Genomic DNA, 17,588 nt, shown 5'->3' on the forward strand with positions numbered 1-17,588 from the left:
GCAAGGTGATCAAGGAAAGCGGCAGCGACAAATCAACAAAAATATCGAAAAGGACTACCCCGAAAAAGTCTCGCATTTCACCCCTGCCCTTCAAGGGAAAATTCTTGGGATTTCTCTAAGCACGCTTTGCGCCAAGAATTTCTAAGCTACTTGCAAGTAGCACAGTGGAAGATCGGAATGGGGATGGGTTTAAGTTAGTAAACTAAACAATGGCGAATTCAAATTAACAAATAAAACCCAAAAACAAATACACCCAAAAAACTGAAAAGAAAAAGCAAACAACAAACAAAATTAAGCGTCATTCCTGCGTGCTCTTAGCAGGAATCCAGTGGCGTTCGCTGATCAACCAACACCGCCGAAAATTCGGCAATCACAATCAGAATCATCAACTCAAAAAAGAAATCTCGCGTCCTGAAAAATCTAAGGCAGGCAAACGCCCCAACATAAACGGAAAAATCGGCCACTGTGCAAAGAAAGCCCAAGTCCCTGTCAAGGCATAGCCGATCACGATTTCTGATTGAGCATTAGCAGATGTATCGACCGCGACGAACACGCCACCATAGCCCAATAATTCTTCTATCTGCGCGACAGTAAATGCGGTGATGACGAAGCCGTTCTTTTGTTCTGCTTCGCTTAGGTTGCTTAACAGATTACGGCTTTGCAGAGCTAGGATGCCGAGAATGTCTGAGGGTTTAGCTGGGCGGGTTTGGGGCATTTAGTTTATTTGAATCTAATTGAGATTAAATTTTACGTGTAACTTTACATGGTAGTTCTTATTGATCTTGTGAAATTGAGAAAATTTGACGGAAATATCCAGGGTTTCCACATGGCACTCAAATTGCTCTCTTTTCTAGGTTGAAATTCAATAGCAACCATCATTGACTGTAATGTATAGATAGGCCTTAAAAAATCCAAGAAGAAATTGAAAAGTAATATGAGTTACTTCTTTTGCAGAAGTGACAATAGCTACCATTAATTATGATTGTTAAAAATGATAAAAATAGACATTGACTCTTGCCCTGAAAATTCTTCGACATTACCGCTGAATAATCTATCGTCATTTGAGACTTGGCTATCAGAAAGACCTAAATGGCTCCAAACAGCAGCCGCCGACTTACTTCATAAGCAAACTAAACCGGACGATGCTGCATTAATTGCATTAACTGATCTATGTTTTAAAGAAGCTATAAAAACGCATGATGCCGTCTTTGCAAGCATCCCAACTGGTTCATTTAACCAACCAACAGTGTCAACGTTGATGCACATTGATAAGCTTGACAAAGTTGTTGGCGTAAATGCTATCTCTAGTGATTCGAAACTCGTATTTGGGACATCAAATTTACACGTTGTATATGGTAATAACGGTTCAGGAAAATCTGGCTATGCGCGATTGTTGAAACATGCATGTGGATCCTCGATGAAACAAGATCTTCTGCCAAATGTTTTTTCGACGACTACTATCAATCCATCAGTCGAAATATCCATAACATCAGCAGGTGTACAGAAGAATTTATCTTGGTCTTTATCAATGGCTCCGCTAAATGAGCTTCGACATGTACACATATTTGATAGCCATACAGCGGCTTCTTATATTAATGCTAAAAATGAAGCATGCTATGAACCTCGAAGGATGCGATTTATTTCTACGCTCATTGCGATTTGTGATCGTGTCGCAGAATTACTAGGTAATAAGAAAAATATACTGATAAGTGCAATGCCACAGATGCCAACAGAATTTGTGGCAACTTCTGTTAAGGAATTTATCAATTCACTGAATCACAAAACACTGTCAACTGCAATTGACAAGGCTTGCGCGATGACAACAGAAGAAAGTGCGGAGCGTGTACGTCTGGAATTATTAATGAAGCAATCAGACGTAGCTGGAAAACTCAAGCAACTAGCTCAGACCAAACAGAGAGTAACGCAACTCAAGACTGAATTTGAAACATTAAAAAATGGATTAGCAAATGAAAAATTTGAGCAACTAATTTCGCTTCGTAAGGATGCCAAAGACAAACGAAAAGTTGCAACTGAAGATGCCGATAAAATATTTGCAAACGCATCATTGACGGGAGTTGGGCAAGATTCGTGGAAATTAATGTGGGAAGAAGCTAGAAAATATTCCAATGATCTCGCATATCCCGAGCATCACTTTCCGATGATCGGTAACGATAGTCGGTGTGTTCTATGCCAACAGGAACTTAATGAGGACGCAAAACTGAGGTTAACTGGATTTGAGTCTTATGTAAAAGGAAACCTCGAAGCATCAGCAAAAAAAGCTGAAAATTTACTCAAGGCGGCAATCGATGCTTTTCCCTCCTTAATCAAAAAGGAAGATTGGAATTCCAAGATAGAAATCTTAAATGTTGATCCATCAATCGCCGGAGCCATTTTTCAGGCTATTAATGCACAGTATGAATTGATTGCGGGTATATCCGAGATGGGACAACTTACCGCTATCGATTGGAGTGAATTTGACCAAAAAGTAGGCATACATGAACAACAACTTATTAAGGAAGAAGCAACATTCATCGAACTACAACAGGCTGATAAACGGACAGTATATGAAAAGCAACTGAACGAGCTAAAGGCAAGAGAATGGCTGATTCAAAATAGAGTAGCGGTTGAACAGGAAATAGTTCGCAAACAAGAGATCAAAAGATTTGAAAGCGCTGAAGCATTATGCAAAACCAATGCACTTACCTCTAAGAAAAATGAATTAACGAAAGAGGAATTATCGCTTGGGTATCAAAAGCGATTCTATGATGAACTTAAATATCTAGGCGGGGAAAGAATTCCTGTCTCACCCACATCTGTGCCGGAAGGAAAAGGAAAAATAAAGTTTGAATTAAAATTAATCGGCACCAATAAGCCTGTCTCTACTAATCTTATATTAAGTGAAGGTGAGACTAGAATTGTGTCATTGGCCGCATTTCTCGCTGACATTACAGGCTCAGGTCAACCTACTCCGTTTGTTTTCGACGATCCAATCTCATCACTCGATCAAGACTTTGAAGAAAAAGTAGTTGAACGGCTAGCTGAATTATCCAAAACACGTCAAGTAATTGTATTTACTCATCGACTATCTTTACTGGTACTGCTAGACGATGCAGTACAACGTATCGCAAAATCTGCAGAGGCACAAGATAATCCACCTATTCAAATGAGTTTAACTGGCTTACATCGCATGGGGAAAAATGTTGGAATAGTTGGTGAAATTAAGCTACGTGAAAAAAAACTGAAATCCGCTATTCAACATATTCACGACCATATTTTACCGAAACTTCGTAAGGCTTATGATAATAACGAAGTTGAAAATTACGAGATTCAAGCAAAAGCAGCATGCACAGATTTTCGAATTTTGACTGAACGATGTGTCGAGACAATTTTGCTTAACGATGTTGTTTCACGTTTTCGACGATCACTTCAAACAATGGGGAAGTTAGGTTCATTGGCTAAAATACAGAAAAGTGATTGTGATCTAATTGATCAAATGATGACTAGATATTCGTGCTTTGAGCACTCACAACCCATTGAAATTCCAATCACAATACCATCTCCAGAGGAATTAACTAAGGATGTGAAAGGTATGATTGATTGGATTACAGAATTTGAAAAACGCACATAAAATTACGCAACACCACATCATGCATAACGGTTCACATCAAGTCGACAGAGGTGGGTAAATGAACGCGAGCCAAAAAGACAGCTTGATATTAATTTTTCAAACAACTCCACGATCTAGGAGCAAAGCACCCATTTACTTCACGCTATTACATTGACAAGAATTATGTGGATTAGGGTTCAACAAAAAATAAACTGGTAAATGATAGGGACAGAGAGTTAACGGCAAAGGCTAACGATTAAACTAAAAAGCCAAAAGGAACTAAAACAAAAATACTTACTCTCACCAAGGCAGGCTAACCTTGTAAACATTCACTCCCCCAAAAAACCCATGATCAATAAATTCCTATTAGCCGTTTTTTTCACGATCGCCATCCCATTCAGCGAATCCAAAGCCCAAGATTCAAAAGAACCTCCATCCCAAACTGCCCCAGTAAAAATCGACAAAACCTTAACACCCGACATTGGTGGCATCAAGCAGGTTGTGGAGATCAAAACGGATGATGCGAGTAAGCCGGTTTTGCTCTTTTTATCTGGCGGACCTGGTAGTTCTATGATCAATGGTGCGCCTGCTTTTACTTCACTTTTGAAAAGCAGGTTTACGATTGTGCAGTGGGATCAGCGTGATGCGGGTAAGACTTTGAAATTGAATCCTTCGCCTGTTCAGCCTTCCGTTGCGTTGATGGAGAAGGACACGCTTGAGGTCATCCAATTTATTAGAAAAGAGTTGAAGCAAGAAAAGATCTATTTGTTGGGTAGCTCTTGGGGTAATGTTTTGGGCTTTTATATTGTGAAGAATCATCCTGAGTTATTGCATGGCTACTTTGCTTCTAATCCTGTGGTGAGCCAGCTCGCGAGTGAAAAAGAGTTGTTGGTTATTTTGAAGAATCATTTCAAAGACAACGAGGTCGCGACTAAAGAATTGGCGACTGTGAGTATGCCTTCTGTCGTTGATGAAGATATGTTCTATTTAAGGAAGTGGCTGTTTTTTAAAGAGGGTAAAGCGTTTGCGACTAGTGAGGGTTTTAAAACGGGTTTTCTGCAATGGTCAAAAACTTGGTCGCCGGTTTGGAACGAAGTGACGCGGATTGATTTGCCTAAGACTTTGAAGTCAGTTGATTGTCCGATTTATTTTTTCGTGGGGAAGAACGATATTCAAACTTCGACGGCGATTACGGTCGATTATTTCAAAGCATTGAAAGCGCCGAAGAAAGCATTGTTTATGTTTGAAAACTCTGGGCATCAGATTCATCAGGACGAGGCTGAGAGGTTTCAGAATGTGATTATTGGTGTGTTATAAGAATTCGCTGAGAAGTAAAGATTACTGGCGATAGTTGATCGTGTAGGTATCAAAATTTATAGGGCGGGGGCAACCCGCGCTGTTCATAAGTTGAGCTGAGTTGCTCGACGTGTTGACGGCGCGGGTTGTACCCGCCCTACTTTTTTGTACTTGATCATTACTGTGTGAAACTCTAAGATTTCAACCAAAACCCATCCCCATCCCAGCCGTCCCCTTGAAGGGGAAGGAGCTAAGAGCGCTACATTGGCTAAGTAGTGCGAATATCATTCTTTAAAATGTAAGGATGAAGTCAGTTTGAATGAATTAACTTGATATGCAGCGCGAACGCCTTTATTGTTCATTCGTTGTGTCTAGAGTTGTTTCTAGATTTTCCTCATCATTCTTTGATCGTTGACACCATCGCATGACAGTATTCATTCGAACTAGCCTACTCGCCGTCTCGCTATTTTTAGCTAGCTTAGCTATTGCCAATCCCAATGACGACATTCCGCTTTGGAAGCGCCCTAAATTTGAACAACTGAAACTTGCCGAAACCAAACTCGCTGAAGCTGAATTGCAGCTTCAAAATGATCCCGCCAAAAACCCACTCAATTACCTAAGCGGTCCATTACAACGACTCGGTACGATACGTACTTTTGTCGGCGATGCTTTTGGTGCGATGGAGAGTTTTGATCGTTGGACGGTCTTATCTAATCGGATAGGCTCAGTTCAGGCTGGTGATTTGGATAGACTGCACAATGCACAGGCCATGGATGCGATTGCAGCTATTGTAGCGGAGGCGCAATCGCGTCAGATTGTGATTTTAAATGAAGCGCATCAAATGCCCTTGCATCGTGCTTTTGCCATGAAGCTAGCGCGTGAGTTGCGCAAAATCGGTTATGAATTTCTGGCATGTGAAACCTGTGAAGAGGCTTTTGATACTGAGTACTTGAAACAAAGTACTGGCTACTATACGCAAGAGCCAATGTATGCGAATTTTTTGCGTGACGCGGCGAATGATGGATGGAAGTTTGTTCACTACGACGAATTGAAGTTCGATAAAGCACTCACCGCGGAACAGAACGAAATACTGCGAGAAACAAGGCAAGCTAGTAACATCATTGCTGCCACACTTGCGCACAATCCTAAGGCGAAAGTATTCATTTATGTAGGTCATGGTCACGGGATGAAACGTCATAACGACGCTAGTCAAACTATTTTCATGACGGAGTATCTGCAAAAATTGACGAACATAGATCCATTGAGTATCGATCAAACGACTCTCTATGAACACACTGCTGCCAACTACAACCATCCGTTGTATCTGCCTGCAATACAAAAGCATGATCTGCAAAACGCCTTCGTTCTTCAATCTGGACAATCCGCTTATGAAGTTTTTGGACGGTATCAGGCGCGGGTCGATATACAGGTCATTCATCCCAGTTACAAGATAGATCCACTCACGCACAGATATGAATGGCTGTCGATATTGGCGGGTTTGTTGCCAACCGACGTGCCACAACATTTATTACCGGAGCGTGGTCGTCGTGTGATTTATGCTTATCGCTTTAACGAAATGATCGATGCCGTGCCGGTTGATGCTGTGATCGTTGAAGCGGGTAAGCCTGTTCCCAAATTGATGTTACCCAAAGGGGAGTTTCGGTTTACGTTTGAGGATTGAAATTCTGTCGCTTTGGATGGATGCAAGGCGCGCTGCTCATACGTGGAGCTGGGTTGCTTGACGTGTTGGCGGCGCGGGTTGCACCCGCCCTACTTTTTGTGAAGGCTTGATCATTGCAGTGTGAAAATAACTCTACGAGTTCAACCGAAACCCATCCCCATCCCAACCTTCCCCTTGAAGGGGAAGGAGCTAAGAGCGTTGCACCTAAGGTGGGAGTCTTGCTGTTCATAGCTTGAGCTGGGTTACTTAAGGTGTTGGCGGCGTGGGTTGCTCGATTTTCTGGCTGCACTGGTTGTACCCGACCTATTTTTTTTATCATGCAAACGTATTGATCGTCGTGCCAATTGCGGCATTCGCTAGACCCAAGGAGACGTCTACTGGCGAGACTTGATTGACTTGCTGGAAGGCTGGGAGATCGCTGATCGGGGGGATGCCAGATAAGGCGGCGTCTTTGATTGATTTTTTGTCTAACTCTTGTTGGACTTCTCGGCGTTGTTCCAAGAGGGTTTTGTCTTGATCTGCGCGCAATACTTGCTGCTGGTAAGCCCGCATTGCTTCGACGCCACCATAAGCACATGACGATCCGATACAAATCGCCATCGCGCACATCCTTTCTGCCTTAGGGGGACCACCAAGAGGTTTAGCTCAGCTTAGCAGCTTTGTTGCAGGCTTCAAATGTTGGTTTGTTAATTGCTTGTGGAAATTGGACTTGGAGACGCAATGCTGGGATTATGGGCTGGCGTATATACGCTGTTTGTGGTCAGGCCGATTTATGTCTTACGACGAGTTTGCTGATGCTGAACTCCCCTCACCCTAGCCCTCTCCCGCTTGCGGGAGAGGGGACATGTCCACTTCACCCCAATTCACACCCATTTCACCACATTCTGATTTCAATATCTGATCACTGTCTTTAGCATAACAAATCAATAATCGAATTGATCTCATTTAGCGCAAAAAAAGGATGACGATGACAAACACGATACCAACTTCACGAACTGATTTTCTGGATCGCATTCGCGTGCTGCTAACGGCTTTGGTGATTCTTCATCATACGGCGATTATGTATGGAGCTGAGGGTGGCTGGTATTTGCGGTATAAGGCTGGCGGTATGGCTTCGGGTTTATTGCTGACTTTGTTTTGCTCCGTAAATCAGACATTTTTTATGGGGATGTTTTTTTTGTTGGCGGGCTATTTTAGTACGCGCTCTTTTGAGAGTAAGGGTGCTCGGCAATTTTTGACTGATCGCTTGTTGCGTCTGGGTGTGCCTGTGCTTGTGTTTGGTTTTGTGTTGGGGCCTTTGACTAATGCGCTGGCGGAGACGCCTGCGGGTGAAACGGTGTGGTCGTTTTGGTGGTATCTGATGTCGCGCGTGGATTTTAATATTGGCCCGTTGTGGTTTGCGTATGCCTTGTTGATTTTTTCTGTGGCCTACATGACTTTGCGTTTGCTCTTGCCTAAATTGCGCTGGAATTTATCGCCTGCGGTTCTCAGTCATGCTTGGATCGTGCTCTTTTTAGTGGTGTGGGGTTTGGGTGCATTTGCTTTGCGTCTGTGGGTACCGACAGGGCAAGAGCGCGGCTTATTGCAGATTGGTTATTTTGCGTCTTACATCTTGTTGTTCTTTTTTGGATGTGCGGCGGCGCAAGCGCGTTTGTTGGAGAACATTGATAAGAAGCTGGCCTTGCCTTGGGGCTGGATTAGTTTGTTGACGATACCTAGTTTGTTTGTCTACGCCATTTTGAGCGGTGCTTTGAAGGGCGGTACGTTTCACGTGAATGGTGGTTGGACTATGCCCGCTTTTGCGTATGCGATGTGGGAACCGTTTGTGGCGTGTGGGATTATGTTGATGTTGTTATGGCGCTTTCGTGTATCTGCAAACCCTAGTGCGTTGTGGAAAAAACTAGCGCCGCTGTGCTATGCCGCGTTTATTATTCATGCGCCGATTGTGGTTGGCTTGGGTGTGTTAATGCAGGCTTGGAAAGATTATTCGCTGAGCTTATTTTTCTTAGTTGGTGGCGCTAGTCTGATCTTGAGTTTTGGTGTGGCTGCCTTGTTGGTTAAATTGCCTGGTGCTAGAAAAATTCTTTGATCGCCTTATGTCAAGCGCAGATAATCAAGACTACATTGATCGTAACGAAAAGAAAAAGAGCCTTGCAAAATATTTTGCAAGGCTCTTTTTCTTATGTGAACTTATTATGTGAACTTAGTCCCAACGCCGACTAAAATCAATCAGAAATCAATGAAAATTCGATGAAAAATCGAATCAATGATGATGCCCATGTTCGCCATGCACGTGACCATGGGCGACTTCTTCCGCAGTGGCCGCACGTATGTCTAACACTTGCACGCTAACTTTGAGCGAACTGCCTGCGAGTGGGTGATTGCCGTCTAACATGACTTGATCACCTTTGATTTTGAGAACGGTATACACGGTCTCTTCGCCAGCATCGTTATAGCCTTGCATCACACCGCCGACTTTAACGCCTGGTGGGAAATCTTTTTTGGAAATCGTTCTGAGCAGGCTTTCATCACGTACACCGAATGCGTCTTCTGGAGTCAAGTTCATATTCGATTTGAAGCCGATTTCTTGACCTTGCAGGGCTTCTTCGATTTTTGGTAAGAGGTTGTCGTATCCGTGTAGGTAAGCGACTGGGGTCTTGCCGCTTTCTAATACTCGGCCTGTGCCGTCGGTCACGGTGAGGCGAATGGTGACTGCGCTGTCTTTATCGATGATCATGATACTGGTCTCAGTTGAAGATGTGAAAAGGCAGTATCTTAACCTATGGCGGAATTTTGGGACATCAAACTAACTTGGCATGTGAATTACGTGTAAGCCCGTCTTGATTTTACTTTTCATATAATCCTTTGTTGTTTGATATACATTTTTCAAAAATTTTTGTCCTCTGCCTTTGGACTTCATTTTTATTTTCTATCAGGTTTCTGAACTACCCTCACCCTAGCCCTCTCCCGCTCGCGGGAGAGGGAATCTTAAATCATAGGGCTTTTCACCTCCTTTTGATCCCACTCTTAGCGCCACTCTTGAAGCATGATTTGGCTCCGCTTTGGCATGCTACTTGCTAACTTTTCTAAACATTCGGAAAAGCCAGAGTTCTATCATTATCTTTTCAATTTGATCAAATATCCGGCCTATCCGCAAACCCAGCTAACCTGCACACGGAGGCATTCATGCAAGACAAACTGCAAAGTGGTACTGATGGCAATCAAGCAATTTTGGATCAACTTCAAGAGATCGCGGCGCAGCGTGATGCGCGACCGAATATTTTGATGATCATGGTGGATCAGTTGTATTACCCAAATACAAATGCTGATCAGGGAGGCTTTAACCAAGATATCAAGAACATTCTGTCGTTTGTTAATAGCCTAGAAGGCAATCAGTTTAAGCAGCACTATCCGGGCTTTTGTAAGCTGCGTGAATACGCCACGGTGTTCACTGATCACACGATTGCGGAATCTGCCTGCATCCCTAGTCGTGCCAGCATTATGACGGGGCAGTATGGTCCGCGCACTGGGGTGACACAAACCGATGGCTTGTTTAAGAATGGGGATGCGTCTAACTTCCCGTGGTTGCCGGCGAATGGCGCGCCGACTGCGGGCGATTATTTCCGTGAGCTGGGGTATTCCACTCATTATTTTGGAAAATGGCATGTGAGTGATCCTGCCGACCATTCTTTAGAGGCTTATGGTTTTGGCGATTGGGAAATGTCTTGGCCAGAGCCACATGGTGCTTTAACGAATAATATGGGCGTCTATCGCGATTATCAATTTGCCGATCTGGCTTGTTCTTTCTTGCGTCGTCGTGGTCTGGGTGTGCCTTACTCTCGCGCCAGCAGCGCTGCTGGTGACAGACATCCGAATCAAAGTTTTGTGCCTACACCAGCGCCATTTTTTGCGGTATGTTCGTTCACTAATCCGCATGATATTGCAACCTACCCGACTTTGCCGCGAGCCTTGATGCCAGCTGATCCGGGAGCATCGGTGACTGTGCAAGAATTGATAGGCCCCGGTGGTTCAGTGCCAATTCCTAGCCAGGGAACGGTTAGTGCCGTGCCAAAGGATGGGACTTTTCACGTGCCATTGAACCCAACTGGTTTACCGCAAAACTGCGCTAGCGCTTCAGCAACGCAGAATGAAAATCTGCTGAATAATAAACCGCGTGCACAATTTGATGCTTCGTATAAAGTGGCGCTGGGTTTAGCAGCTAAGACGGGATTGGCCATAGCGCAAGGCATCGGTGGCACGCCACAAGATGTATTAGCGAATGCGGTAAAAGCGACACTGGCATCAACCATTCCATTTCAGTTGCAAAAAGAAGCGGATCCTGCTTCGGTAGGATTTTTGCAGTATTACGCGTATATGATTTCTATGGTCGACAGACATATCTTGAATGTGCTGACGACACTGGAAGAAGCTGGTCTACGTGAAAATACTATCGTCGTGTTTGCCTCTGATCACGGTGAATTTGGCGCTGCGCATGGTATGCAAATTGAAAAATGGCATGGCGCTTATCAAGAAGTCGTGCATGTTCCTTTTTTGATTAGCTCACCGACTTACAATGCATCCACTGATACACCGATCGCAATTAATGCGCAAACTAGTCATATCGATTTATTGCCGACCTTATTGGCATTGACAGGCGCACAATCAGAGCAGGTAGAACGTGCGCGCCGTAGCTTATCCAAGACGCACAAAGCCGCGCCTTTGCCTGGTGCAAATTTATTGCCAGTGATTACGACGGGTCAAGGTCCGGTGCGCAACCCTGATGGTAGCGAACGCATAGGTGTGTTATTTGCGACCGATGACATGATTACAGAACCATTACCAAAAGATGATGATCCACACAATACGGCATCATGGCAACAATATGCGGTGTATGCCGCAACAGTGAATCTATTACGCACAGCACCTACTGGTAATGAAACTCATGCATACGTACCCGAACTCACTGCGGGACCGGTCGTGCAACCAGCGCATGTACGCGCTCTACGTTCGGCAGAATGGAAGTTGGTGCGTTATTGCGATCCGTGGAGTAAACAACCCGTGCCAGATCAATGGGAGCTCTACAACCTGCAGCATGATCCGATTGAGGCAGTGAATTTATTGGTGTATGACGGCGTGTTTCCGACACCTGCACCGACCTTACCTAAGGGTTTAAGTGCTGATTTGGTCACCATTATTGCAAAGTACATGCGGGCAGAATTAGCGAAACAAGAAGCGCGTTTGTTGTCGCCGTATCCTAGTGAGTATCCTAGTGCTAGTTTGATTTAGCGCGGGTCAGGTCGGGATAGGTGGTGGAGTCTGCTTGGTTCATATTTGAACCAAATTCATTCACACCCTTGCCCTCCCCCTTGACGGCATAGGTATCTACACAAATGCAAGCGATTTAAATTTTGTTGACTAAACTCCCTTCTCCCGCGAGCGGGAGAAGAGTTGGGGATGAGGGAGGTCGAGCGGGTGTGAACTAAGTCTACTAGTGCGTTTAAATTCACAGAAACCTGATTGCACAAGCATTTCGCTAAGCTGAACCACCCTCATCCCAGCCTTCTCCCGCTTGCGGGAGAAGGGGCTTAAACCGAACACCGACTTGTGAAACTATGAAAGAAGAAAAAAACGAAATAACAGCAGAGTATGTCGTTCCTGCGTAGAGCTTGCCTTCGAATGTTTGAGTCGAGGGCAGGATCGACAGTAATTATTTTCTCTGATTATTCAACTTATGTAGATACCTGTGCCTTGAAGAAGGAGAGAACAAAATTTCCATTTAGCTTACGGCTAATTTTGAACTTTGATTGCCCCTTATAGAGTCAACTATGGGATCAACCCAACTCGCCAATCGAAATATTTACTTCACCATCGGTGTCTTTACTTCAATTTGCTAAGTTGCGTCAGAATCGCATGTGCCGCCTTGATACGAGCGGGAATAGGATAATTTTTATTTGCTAACATCACGATGCCTATTCTTAATTCCGGAACAAAGACAACATAGGCACCGAAGCCATTGGTCGATCCCGTCTTATTAAATAATCGCGCTGCATAGTGTAGCTTGGAGCGCATGATTTCTTGTGCCTGGTTCTGCTCCCAAATCATTTGTTCAGAATTGCCGGCCAATAGCCGCTTTAAAGAAATCGGATAAGGGTATTGTTCCCAGCCCAAGCCCTGCCCCATTTCGCCGATTCTGAAATACGGAATATGCGTACCAGCAATCACACGTGAAGTTGACGCGTCAAGTGACTTGCTATCGATATTCAATTGCACAAAATGTAGCATATCGACGCTATTCGATTTCACACCGTAGGCTTCATCGGCGAACACACCAGGATTGACACGCACTGGTTTCAGTTCGTCTTTGTCTAGCCTATAACCCCAGGCATAATCCGGCATTGCCGATTCTGGGAAGCGGATATAGCTGTGATGCAAACCTAGTTTTGGAAATAACTGCGTTTCCATCGCGTCCGCGAAATTGCTCTTTAATGCTAGCGCAGTGAGATGCCCAAATAGGCCGATACTGGGATTCGAATATTCACGCGCTGTGCCGGGCGCAGCACTTGGTTTCCATTGTTGAAAATAATTGAGCATGCCTGCATTTACAGAGTCATTGACAACGTCGTCAGGCATTTGCAAAGGCAAGCCGCCTGCAGTGTAAGTGGCCAAATTTTTCAGGTTTGCTTTGTCGATCGCCGTGCCTTGCAGTTGCGGTATGAATTTACTTGGATGATCTTCTAAGGACAATTTACCTAACTCTTGCGCGTAGCTGCCCAGCGTTGCGGTGAAAGTTTTGCTGACAGAGCCGAGTTCAAAGAGTGTTTTATCACTGACTGGTATGTTTTTTTCTTTCGATGCGACGCCATAGTTGAAGTACATTGCTTGCCCATTAACCATCAAAGCGATTGCCATGCCGGGGATAGCGTGTTGATGCATCAAGGCTTTGATTTCTTTATCGACGATATGGCGGGCCTTATCTTCAACTTCGGCTGCAGCTTTGGGAGCTTCATTAGCAGAATGTATGGCAGCTTGACTGGATAAAGATAAAACACTGGCAGCAATCAACAGAGTAAGTTGACGGCGAGCAATAACGGTCATACGAATAGCGGGCACATGAATCACGGGATATTCCTTTTTTGTTTTGTGATCGATTTGAACAGAAAGAATTGTAAACCTTGCACCACAGCATTGGTCAAACAAATGTAAAGCCGAAGCACAAGCAATTTCGCGACTTCTACGCCACAACTTCACGCGGTGACAGCAGTTTTATGCAATTTGCGCAGGATTTGTCACGCATCAATGTCCCAATCCTCGGACACTGAATTGACCATCAATGCCGGTATCAGCTTGTCGTTTAGTGCAGTGTGATGGAGCTTAGTCGTTACAACACCTATAAAAAAACCTGGAGGCAGTATGAAACCAAAACAATCAAACTTAGCACGGTCAAACTTAATACGTTCAAACTTAATGGGGATAGTAAGTTTGCTCAGTGTTACTGGCCTGGCAGCTAGCGCCAATCTGGCCTACGCGCAAAATGTTAATTTACAAATTGAACTTAAACCGGGGCGGATCGCTAAGACTGAGTTAGCGATTACGCCTTTGCAAGCTGAATTCGGCAATTTTGCATTGACAAAATCGCTACCCGCACATGCCAATGGCAGTCAATTGCGCGTGGTAGCCCGTAATTTGCAAGGAGAAATCGTGCATGAAGTTGTGGTACCGAATCGCTTGCATCGCTTGCTAGAAACCTTTGATCCTAAAACTGGTGCGATCAAACATGCAGAAACTGTCACGCAAGCCCGCACAACTATGGACGTATCCATGCCTTTTGGCGTCGATATCGCCAGCATCCAAGTGCTGCCACAACTGACAGCAGCACAAGCTGCGCAACAAGGTTTTGCGTCACCTGTGATACGACTTGATCGCACTCAGATACAAAGTTTAATTAGCAGCACCAAGCTGCAGAAAGCGACTGCAGCTGCACCTACTGCATTAGCCGCAGCGCCAACACTGACGACGATTTTAAATAATGGCTCTACCGCATCGAAACTTGATTTTGTGTTTATTGGTGACGGTTACACAGCCGCAGAAATGTCCAAGTGGCAGTCAGATGCGCAGTCCATTATTGAAGCATTCAAGGCCGATCCTTTATTGGCCGCGAACTTAAGTAAGATCAATATTCATCGAGTGGACATTGCGAGCAATCAATCTGGTGCCGATGAAATCGATAAGGGTATTTATCGTGATACGGCGATGGATGGCGAATTTGGCTGCTATAACATCGCCCGCTTATTGTGTGTGAATGTGACTAAGGTAAAAAATATTGTCAGCCAAGTGTTGCCTGCTGACGGGCGCGAACAAATCGTCGTGATTTCTAATTCGACGCGTTATGGTGGTTCGGGTGGCGAGGTGGCTGCAGTATCGATGGATCCCTCTTCTAAGGAAGTTGCGTTGCATGAAATCGGCCATTCTGCATTTGGTTTGGCAGATGAGTATGATTACGGAACGTGTGACACCAGCGTTGAACCAACACCAGGCAATGTGTCACGTCTGGGAACTCGCAGCAATACCAAATGGGGTGATCTGATTAGTGCCAGTACGCCAGTGCCTACGCAAGTGGGTATGTATGCGAATGGCACAGTAGGTACATTCCAAGGTGGCAATTACTGCACCAGCGGCATTTATCGCCCGACAGAAAATTCACGTATGCGTACTCTGGGCAACCCGTGGCATGCGGTCAACACGCGCTTAGCGAATGCCGTTTTTGCGAAATATAACGGAAGCGGGACAAGCACAGAAGTCACACAAACTGGCTCTATTGCTTTAGGTGCGACAGTGTCAGTGCCGAATGTTTCACCCAATTATGTGCAAGCGGGAAATGGCACTTATGTCGTGAAATTGACTGGCCCGGCTGGCACCGACTTTGATCTCTTTTTATATAAATGGAATGGCACGACCAGCAAGTGGGATCAGGTAGCAAAGGCCGATGGCAACACCTCAACTGAAACGATCAGCTACAACGGCACTGCTGGTTACTACTACGCGAGTGTAAAAGCGTATAGCGGTAGTGGCACTTACACGGTGAAGTACACGTTCCCACCGAAATAAGGAACTGTTCGAAAACTCCAGCCTGGTCGCGCAGTTGTGCAGATGCGCAGTCTGTGACACGGCGACTAACTGGAGTTTTGTCGATAGCAAAGACTGTTAGCCGAGGTGTAAAAACTTCGGCAAATGCAGCAATCCACCCCATCCCATCAGTAGTACGACACTCAACACAAATAATCCCATCGCGCCGTTCGGACGCAGCACTCCCAAATAACTAATCACCACCGTCGTCGTATTTTTCTTAGATGCACTCATGCTGCGCCATTGCTGGATGATCTTCAATATGCTGGCGATGCCAGAACCAACAGACAACGACAACAAGGCAATACGAAAAACCGAGAGCAAATCGATTTGATCTAATGATACTTGTTTGTAGAAGAAACCAACGACCGCCATACACAAAGCTGCACCGATAGAAATGGCGGCATTGGTGTACATGGTCTTGCGACTACGGATGGCGGCATCTTCTAATTCTTGCCGCAGCATCTGAGTTTTATCGTTAATCAGACCCGAGGTTTCTTCTTTTAATGCGGAGATACGTTGGTCTAACATGCTCCCCATCTGATTGGTGGCGAATTCAATTAATTCTTTGATGTCGTCTTTGGTGATGGAACGATGACTATGCACTTCAGACGACAAGCGATCTATACTTTCATTGAGCTGCTTGCCTGCATTTTCGACCACCTCATTCAAACTGCTACTGGCTCTATCCACCACGTGATCTAAATGTTGGCTCGCTAGTCCTATCGATTCATTGAGCATGGGCTTGAGCGTATTTTCCGACACACGAACCATCGCGTTTTCGATTTGACCAAGTTCATTGCTAATATCTGCTTTCCAGATTGCCATCGGTAGTTCCTTTATGAAGGTGTTGTTTAGGATAGAGTGGGAACATCATCGCATTTTTCAAGGCTAGGCGACTATGGTTTTTGCAGGTGCAATTTCCTGCAATACAAAATCAACAAACGCTCGCACCGTAGCAGACATCAATCGATTTTGCGGATACAACATAGAATAGGCGCGAGTTTGCCCGTGCGTATAGTCTTGCATAATCTCGACTAGGCGTCCCTGGCGCAAATCTTCTTCCACGATGTATTGAAAACTCTGGCAAATCCCGCCACCGCTTTTCGCCAAACTCACGCACCCCAACACATCATCGGTCACACTAATGTTGGAGGTAAAGGCAAATTCCTGTTCGACACCAGCGATCGTCATGATCCAGGGAAAAGGGCGACCGGTGCTAGGCAACAAAAATTGCAAACAACGATGTTCTTGCAGATCGTCTGGCGTCTGCGGTGTACCGTACTGCGCGAGGTAACTTGGTGCGACAAAAATGCCGCGCTTGGCATCTTCCAATTTGCGCGCCACCAGACGCGAATCATCGGGTACGCCCAAACGTATGGCGATGTCATAGCCATCTTCGATGAAATCGATATTGCGATTTGAAATATTAAATTCGATCTTGATACGCGGATAGCGCTCAAAAAAGCGCGGCATGATGGGCAACAAGCGATAGTGGCTATACGTAGTCGGTGCACTGATACGCAAGATGCCACTGGGATCGCTGTGCTTGCCACTTAAGGTGCGTTCGGTCTCACGTATCTGCGTCAAGGCTTGTGTACATTGTTCGTAATAGAGTTGGCCTTCATTCGTCAGACGCATGTGACGGGTTGTACGGGCAAATAGCTTGACCTGCAAACGTGCTTCTAAACGGGCAACCGAACGACTGACCGCCGCTGGTGTCAGTCCCAAAGTCTGCGCCGCCAAAGTAAAACTTCCCAATTCCGCCGATTTACAAAATAGCTCGATAGAGCCTAGTTGTACCGGATCAAAATCACGCGTGATACGAGCCATATTGCCCCTAATTTTCGAGACCTTTGCACAACTTACTGCGCGGCCGAA

The 17,588-nt window shown here is 45.0% G+C and carries 12 protein-coding genes; 6 read left to right on the forward strand and 6 right to left on the reverse strand.

The annotated features are described in order from the left end of the window. Positions 1-385: 385 nt before the first annotated feature. On the reverse strand, positions 386-715 hold the full coding sequence (locus H8K55_RS02680; RefSeq protein WP_186940479.1) for a hypothetical protein: 330 nt from the start codon (positions 713-715) through the stop codon (positions 386-388). Between the two features lie 276 nt (positions 716-991). On the opposite strand from H8K55_RS02680, the gene H8K55_RS02685 reads away from it, so the two are divergent. From H8K55_RS02685 to H8K55_RS02695, 3 genes are all read left to right on the forward strand, one after another. Continuing rightward, positions 992-3,628 (forward strand): AAA family ATPase, encoded by a 2,637-nt coding sequence (locus H8K55_RS02685; protein WP_186940480.1) that lies wholly within the window; start codon positions 992-994, stop codon positions 3,626-3,628. Between the two features lie 327 nt (positions 3,629-3,955). Next, positions 3,956-4,924: an alpha/beta fold hydrolase gene (locus H8K55_RS02690; RefSeq protein ID WP_186940481.1), complete on the forward strand. Its 969-nt coding sequence runs from the start codon at positions 3,956-3,958 to the stop codon at positions 4,922-4,924. A 403-nt stretch (positions 4,925-5,327) separates the two neighbouring features. Further along, positions 5,328-6,584 (forward strand): hypothetical protein, encoded by a 1,257-nt coding sequence (locus tag H8K55_RS02695; RefSeq protein ID WP_186940482.1) that lies wholly within the window; start codon positions 5,328-5,330, stop codon positions 6,582-6,584. A 315-nt stretch (positions 6,585-6,899) separates the two neighbouring features. Here the strand turns inward: H8K55_RS02695 and H8K55_RS02700 are convergent, their stop codons facing one another. Beyond that, a complete protein-coding gene (locus H8K55_RS02700) occupies positions 6,900-7,184 on the reverse strand; it encodes a hypothetical protein (protein ID WP_186940483.1) in 285 nt (94 codons plus the stop codon). Between the two features lie 367 nt (positions 7,185-7,551). Here H8K55_RS02700 and H8K55_RS02705 point away from each other — a divergent pair, with 367 nt between their 5' ends. Beyond that, on the forward strand, positions 7,552-8,673 hold the full coding sequence (locus H8K55_RS02705) for an acyltransferase family protein (RefSeq protein WP_186940484.1): 1,122 nt from the start codon (positions 7,552-7,554) through the stop codon (positions 8,671-8,673). A 174-nt stretch (positions 8,674-8,847) separates the two neighbouring features. Here the strand turns inward: H8K55_RS02705 and H8K55_RS02710 are convergent, their stop codons facing one another. After that, positions 8,848-9,321: an FKBP-type peptidyl-prolyl cis-trans isomerase gene (locus H8K55_RS02710; protein ID WP_186940485.1), complete on the reverse strand. Its 474-nt coding sequence runs from the start codon at positions 9,319-9,321 to the stop codon at positions 8,848-8,850. A gap of 449 nt (positions 9,322-9,770) precedes the next feature. Here H8K55_RS02710 and H8K55_RS02715 point away from each other — a divergent pair, with 449 nt between their 5' ends. After that, the gene (locus tag H8K55_RS02715) at positions 9,771-11,870 is read left to right on the forward strand and encodes a sulfatase-like hydrolase/transferase (RefSeq protein ID WP_186940486.1); all 2,100 of its coding nucleotides are present in this window, start codon (positions 9,771-9,773) and stop codon (positions 11,868-11,870) included. A gap of 591 nt (positions 11,871-12,461) precedes the next feature. Here H8K55_RS02715 and ampC read toward each other — a convergent pair. Then, a complete protein-coding gene (gene ampC, locus H8K55_RS02720; protein ID WP_186940648.1) occupies positions 12,462-13,679 on the reverse strand; it encodes a class C beta-lactamase in 1,218 nt (405 codons plus the stop codon). A 315-nt stretch (positions 13,680-13,994) separates the two neighbouring features. Between ampC and H8K55_RS02725 the strand changes: the two genes are divergently transcribed. Continuing rightward, complete coding sequence (locus tag H8K55_RS02725; RefSeq protein WP_230408459.1) at positions 13,995-15,689, forward strand: M64 family metallopeptidase; 1,695 nt, start codon at positions 13,995-13,997, stop codon at positions 15,687-15,689. A 96-nt stretch (positions 15,690-15,785) separates the two neighbouring features. Here the strand turns inward: H8K55_RS02725 and H8K55_RS02730 are convergent, their stop codons facing one another. Continuing rightward, positions 15,786-16,535, reverse strand: a complete 750-nt coding sequence (locus tag H8K55_RS02730; protein WP_186940487.1) for a hypothetical protein — start codon at positions 16,533-16,535, stop codon at positions 15,786-15,788. Between the two features lie 63 nt (positions 16,536-16,598). Continuing rightward, positions 16,599-17,540 carry a LysR family transcriptional regulator gene (locus H8K55_RS02735; protein WP_222612329.1) on the reverse strand — a complete coding sequence of 314 codons (942 nt, stop codon included), beginning with the start codon at positions 17,538-17,540 and terminating at the stop codon, positions 16,599-16,601. Positions 17,541-17,588 lie beyond the last annotated feature (48 nt).

The sequence above is a fragment of the Affinundibacterium flavidum genome, assembly GCF_014284175.1.
GTDB classification, from domain to species: Bacteria; Pseudomonadota; Gammaproteobacteria; order Burkholderiales; family Burkholderiaceae_D; genus Undibacterium; species Undibacterium flavidum.

What these genes read in the sequence shown, in the direction of transcription:
- H8K55_RS02680 (WP_186940479.1), bottom strand. Translation starts at nt 715, where the DNA reads ATGCCCCAAACCCGCCCAGCTAAACCCTCAGACATTCTCGGCATCCTA.
- H8K55_RS02725 (WP_230408459.1), top strand. Translation starts at nt 13,995, where the DNA reads ATGAAACCAAAACAATCAAACTTAGCACGGTCAAACTTAATACGTTCA.
- H8K55_RS02690 (WP_186940481.1), top strand. Translation starts at nt 3,956, where the DNA reads ATGATCAATAAATTCCTATTAGCCGTTTTTTTCACGATCGCCATCCCA.
- ampC (WP_186940648.1), bottom strand. Translation starts at nt 13,679, where the DNA reads ATGACCGTTATTGCTCGCCGTCAACTTACTCTGTTGATTGCTGCCAGT.
- H8K55_RS02715 (WP_186940486.1), top strand. Translation starts at nt 9,771, where the DNA reads ATGCAAGACAAACTGCAAAGTGGTACTGATGGCAATCAAGCAATTTTG.
- H8K55_RS02695 (WP_186940482.1), top strand. Translation starts at nt 5,328, where the DNA reads ATGACAGTATTCATTCGAACTAGCCTACTCGCCGTCTCGCTATTTTTA.
- H8K55_RS02730 (WP_186940487.1), bottom strand. Translation starts at nt 16,535, where the DNA reads ATGGCAATCTGGAAAGCAGATATTAGCAATGAACTTGGTCAAATCGAA.
- H8K55_RS02710 (WP_186940485.1), bottom strand. Translation starts at nt 9,321, where the DNA reads ATGATCATCGATAAAGACAGCGCAGTCACCATTCGCCTCACCGTGACC.
- H8K55_RS02705 (WP_186940484.1), top strand. Translation starts at nt 7,552, where the DNA reads ATGACAAACACGATACCAACTTCACGAACTGATTTTCTGGATCGCATT.
- H8K55_RS02700 (WP_186940483.1), bottom strand. Translation starts at nt 7,184, where the DNA reads ATGGCGATTTGTATCGGATCGTCATGTGCTTATGGTGGCGTCGAAGCA.
- H8K55_RS02685 (WP_186940480.1), top strand. Translation starts at nt 992, where the DNA reads ATGATAAAAATAGACATTGACTCTTGCCCTGAAAATTCTTCGACATTA.
- H8K55_RS02735 (WP_222612329.1), bottom strand. Translation starts at nt 17,540, where the DNA reads ATGGCTCGTATCACGCGTGATTTTGATCCGGTACAACTAGGCTCTATC.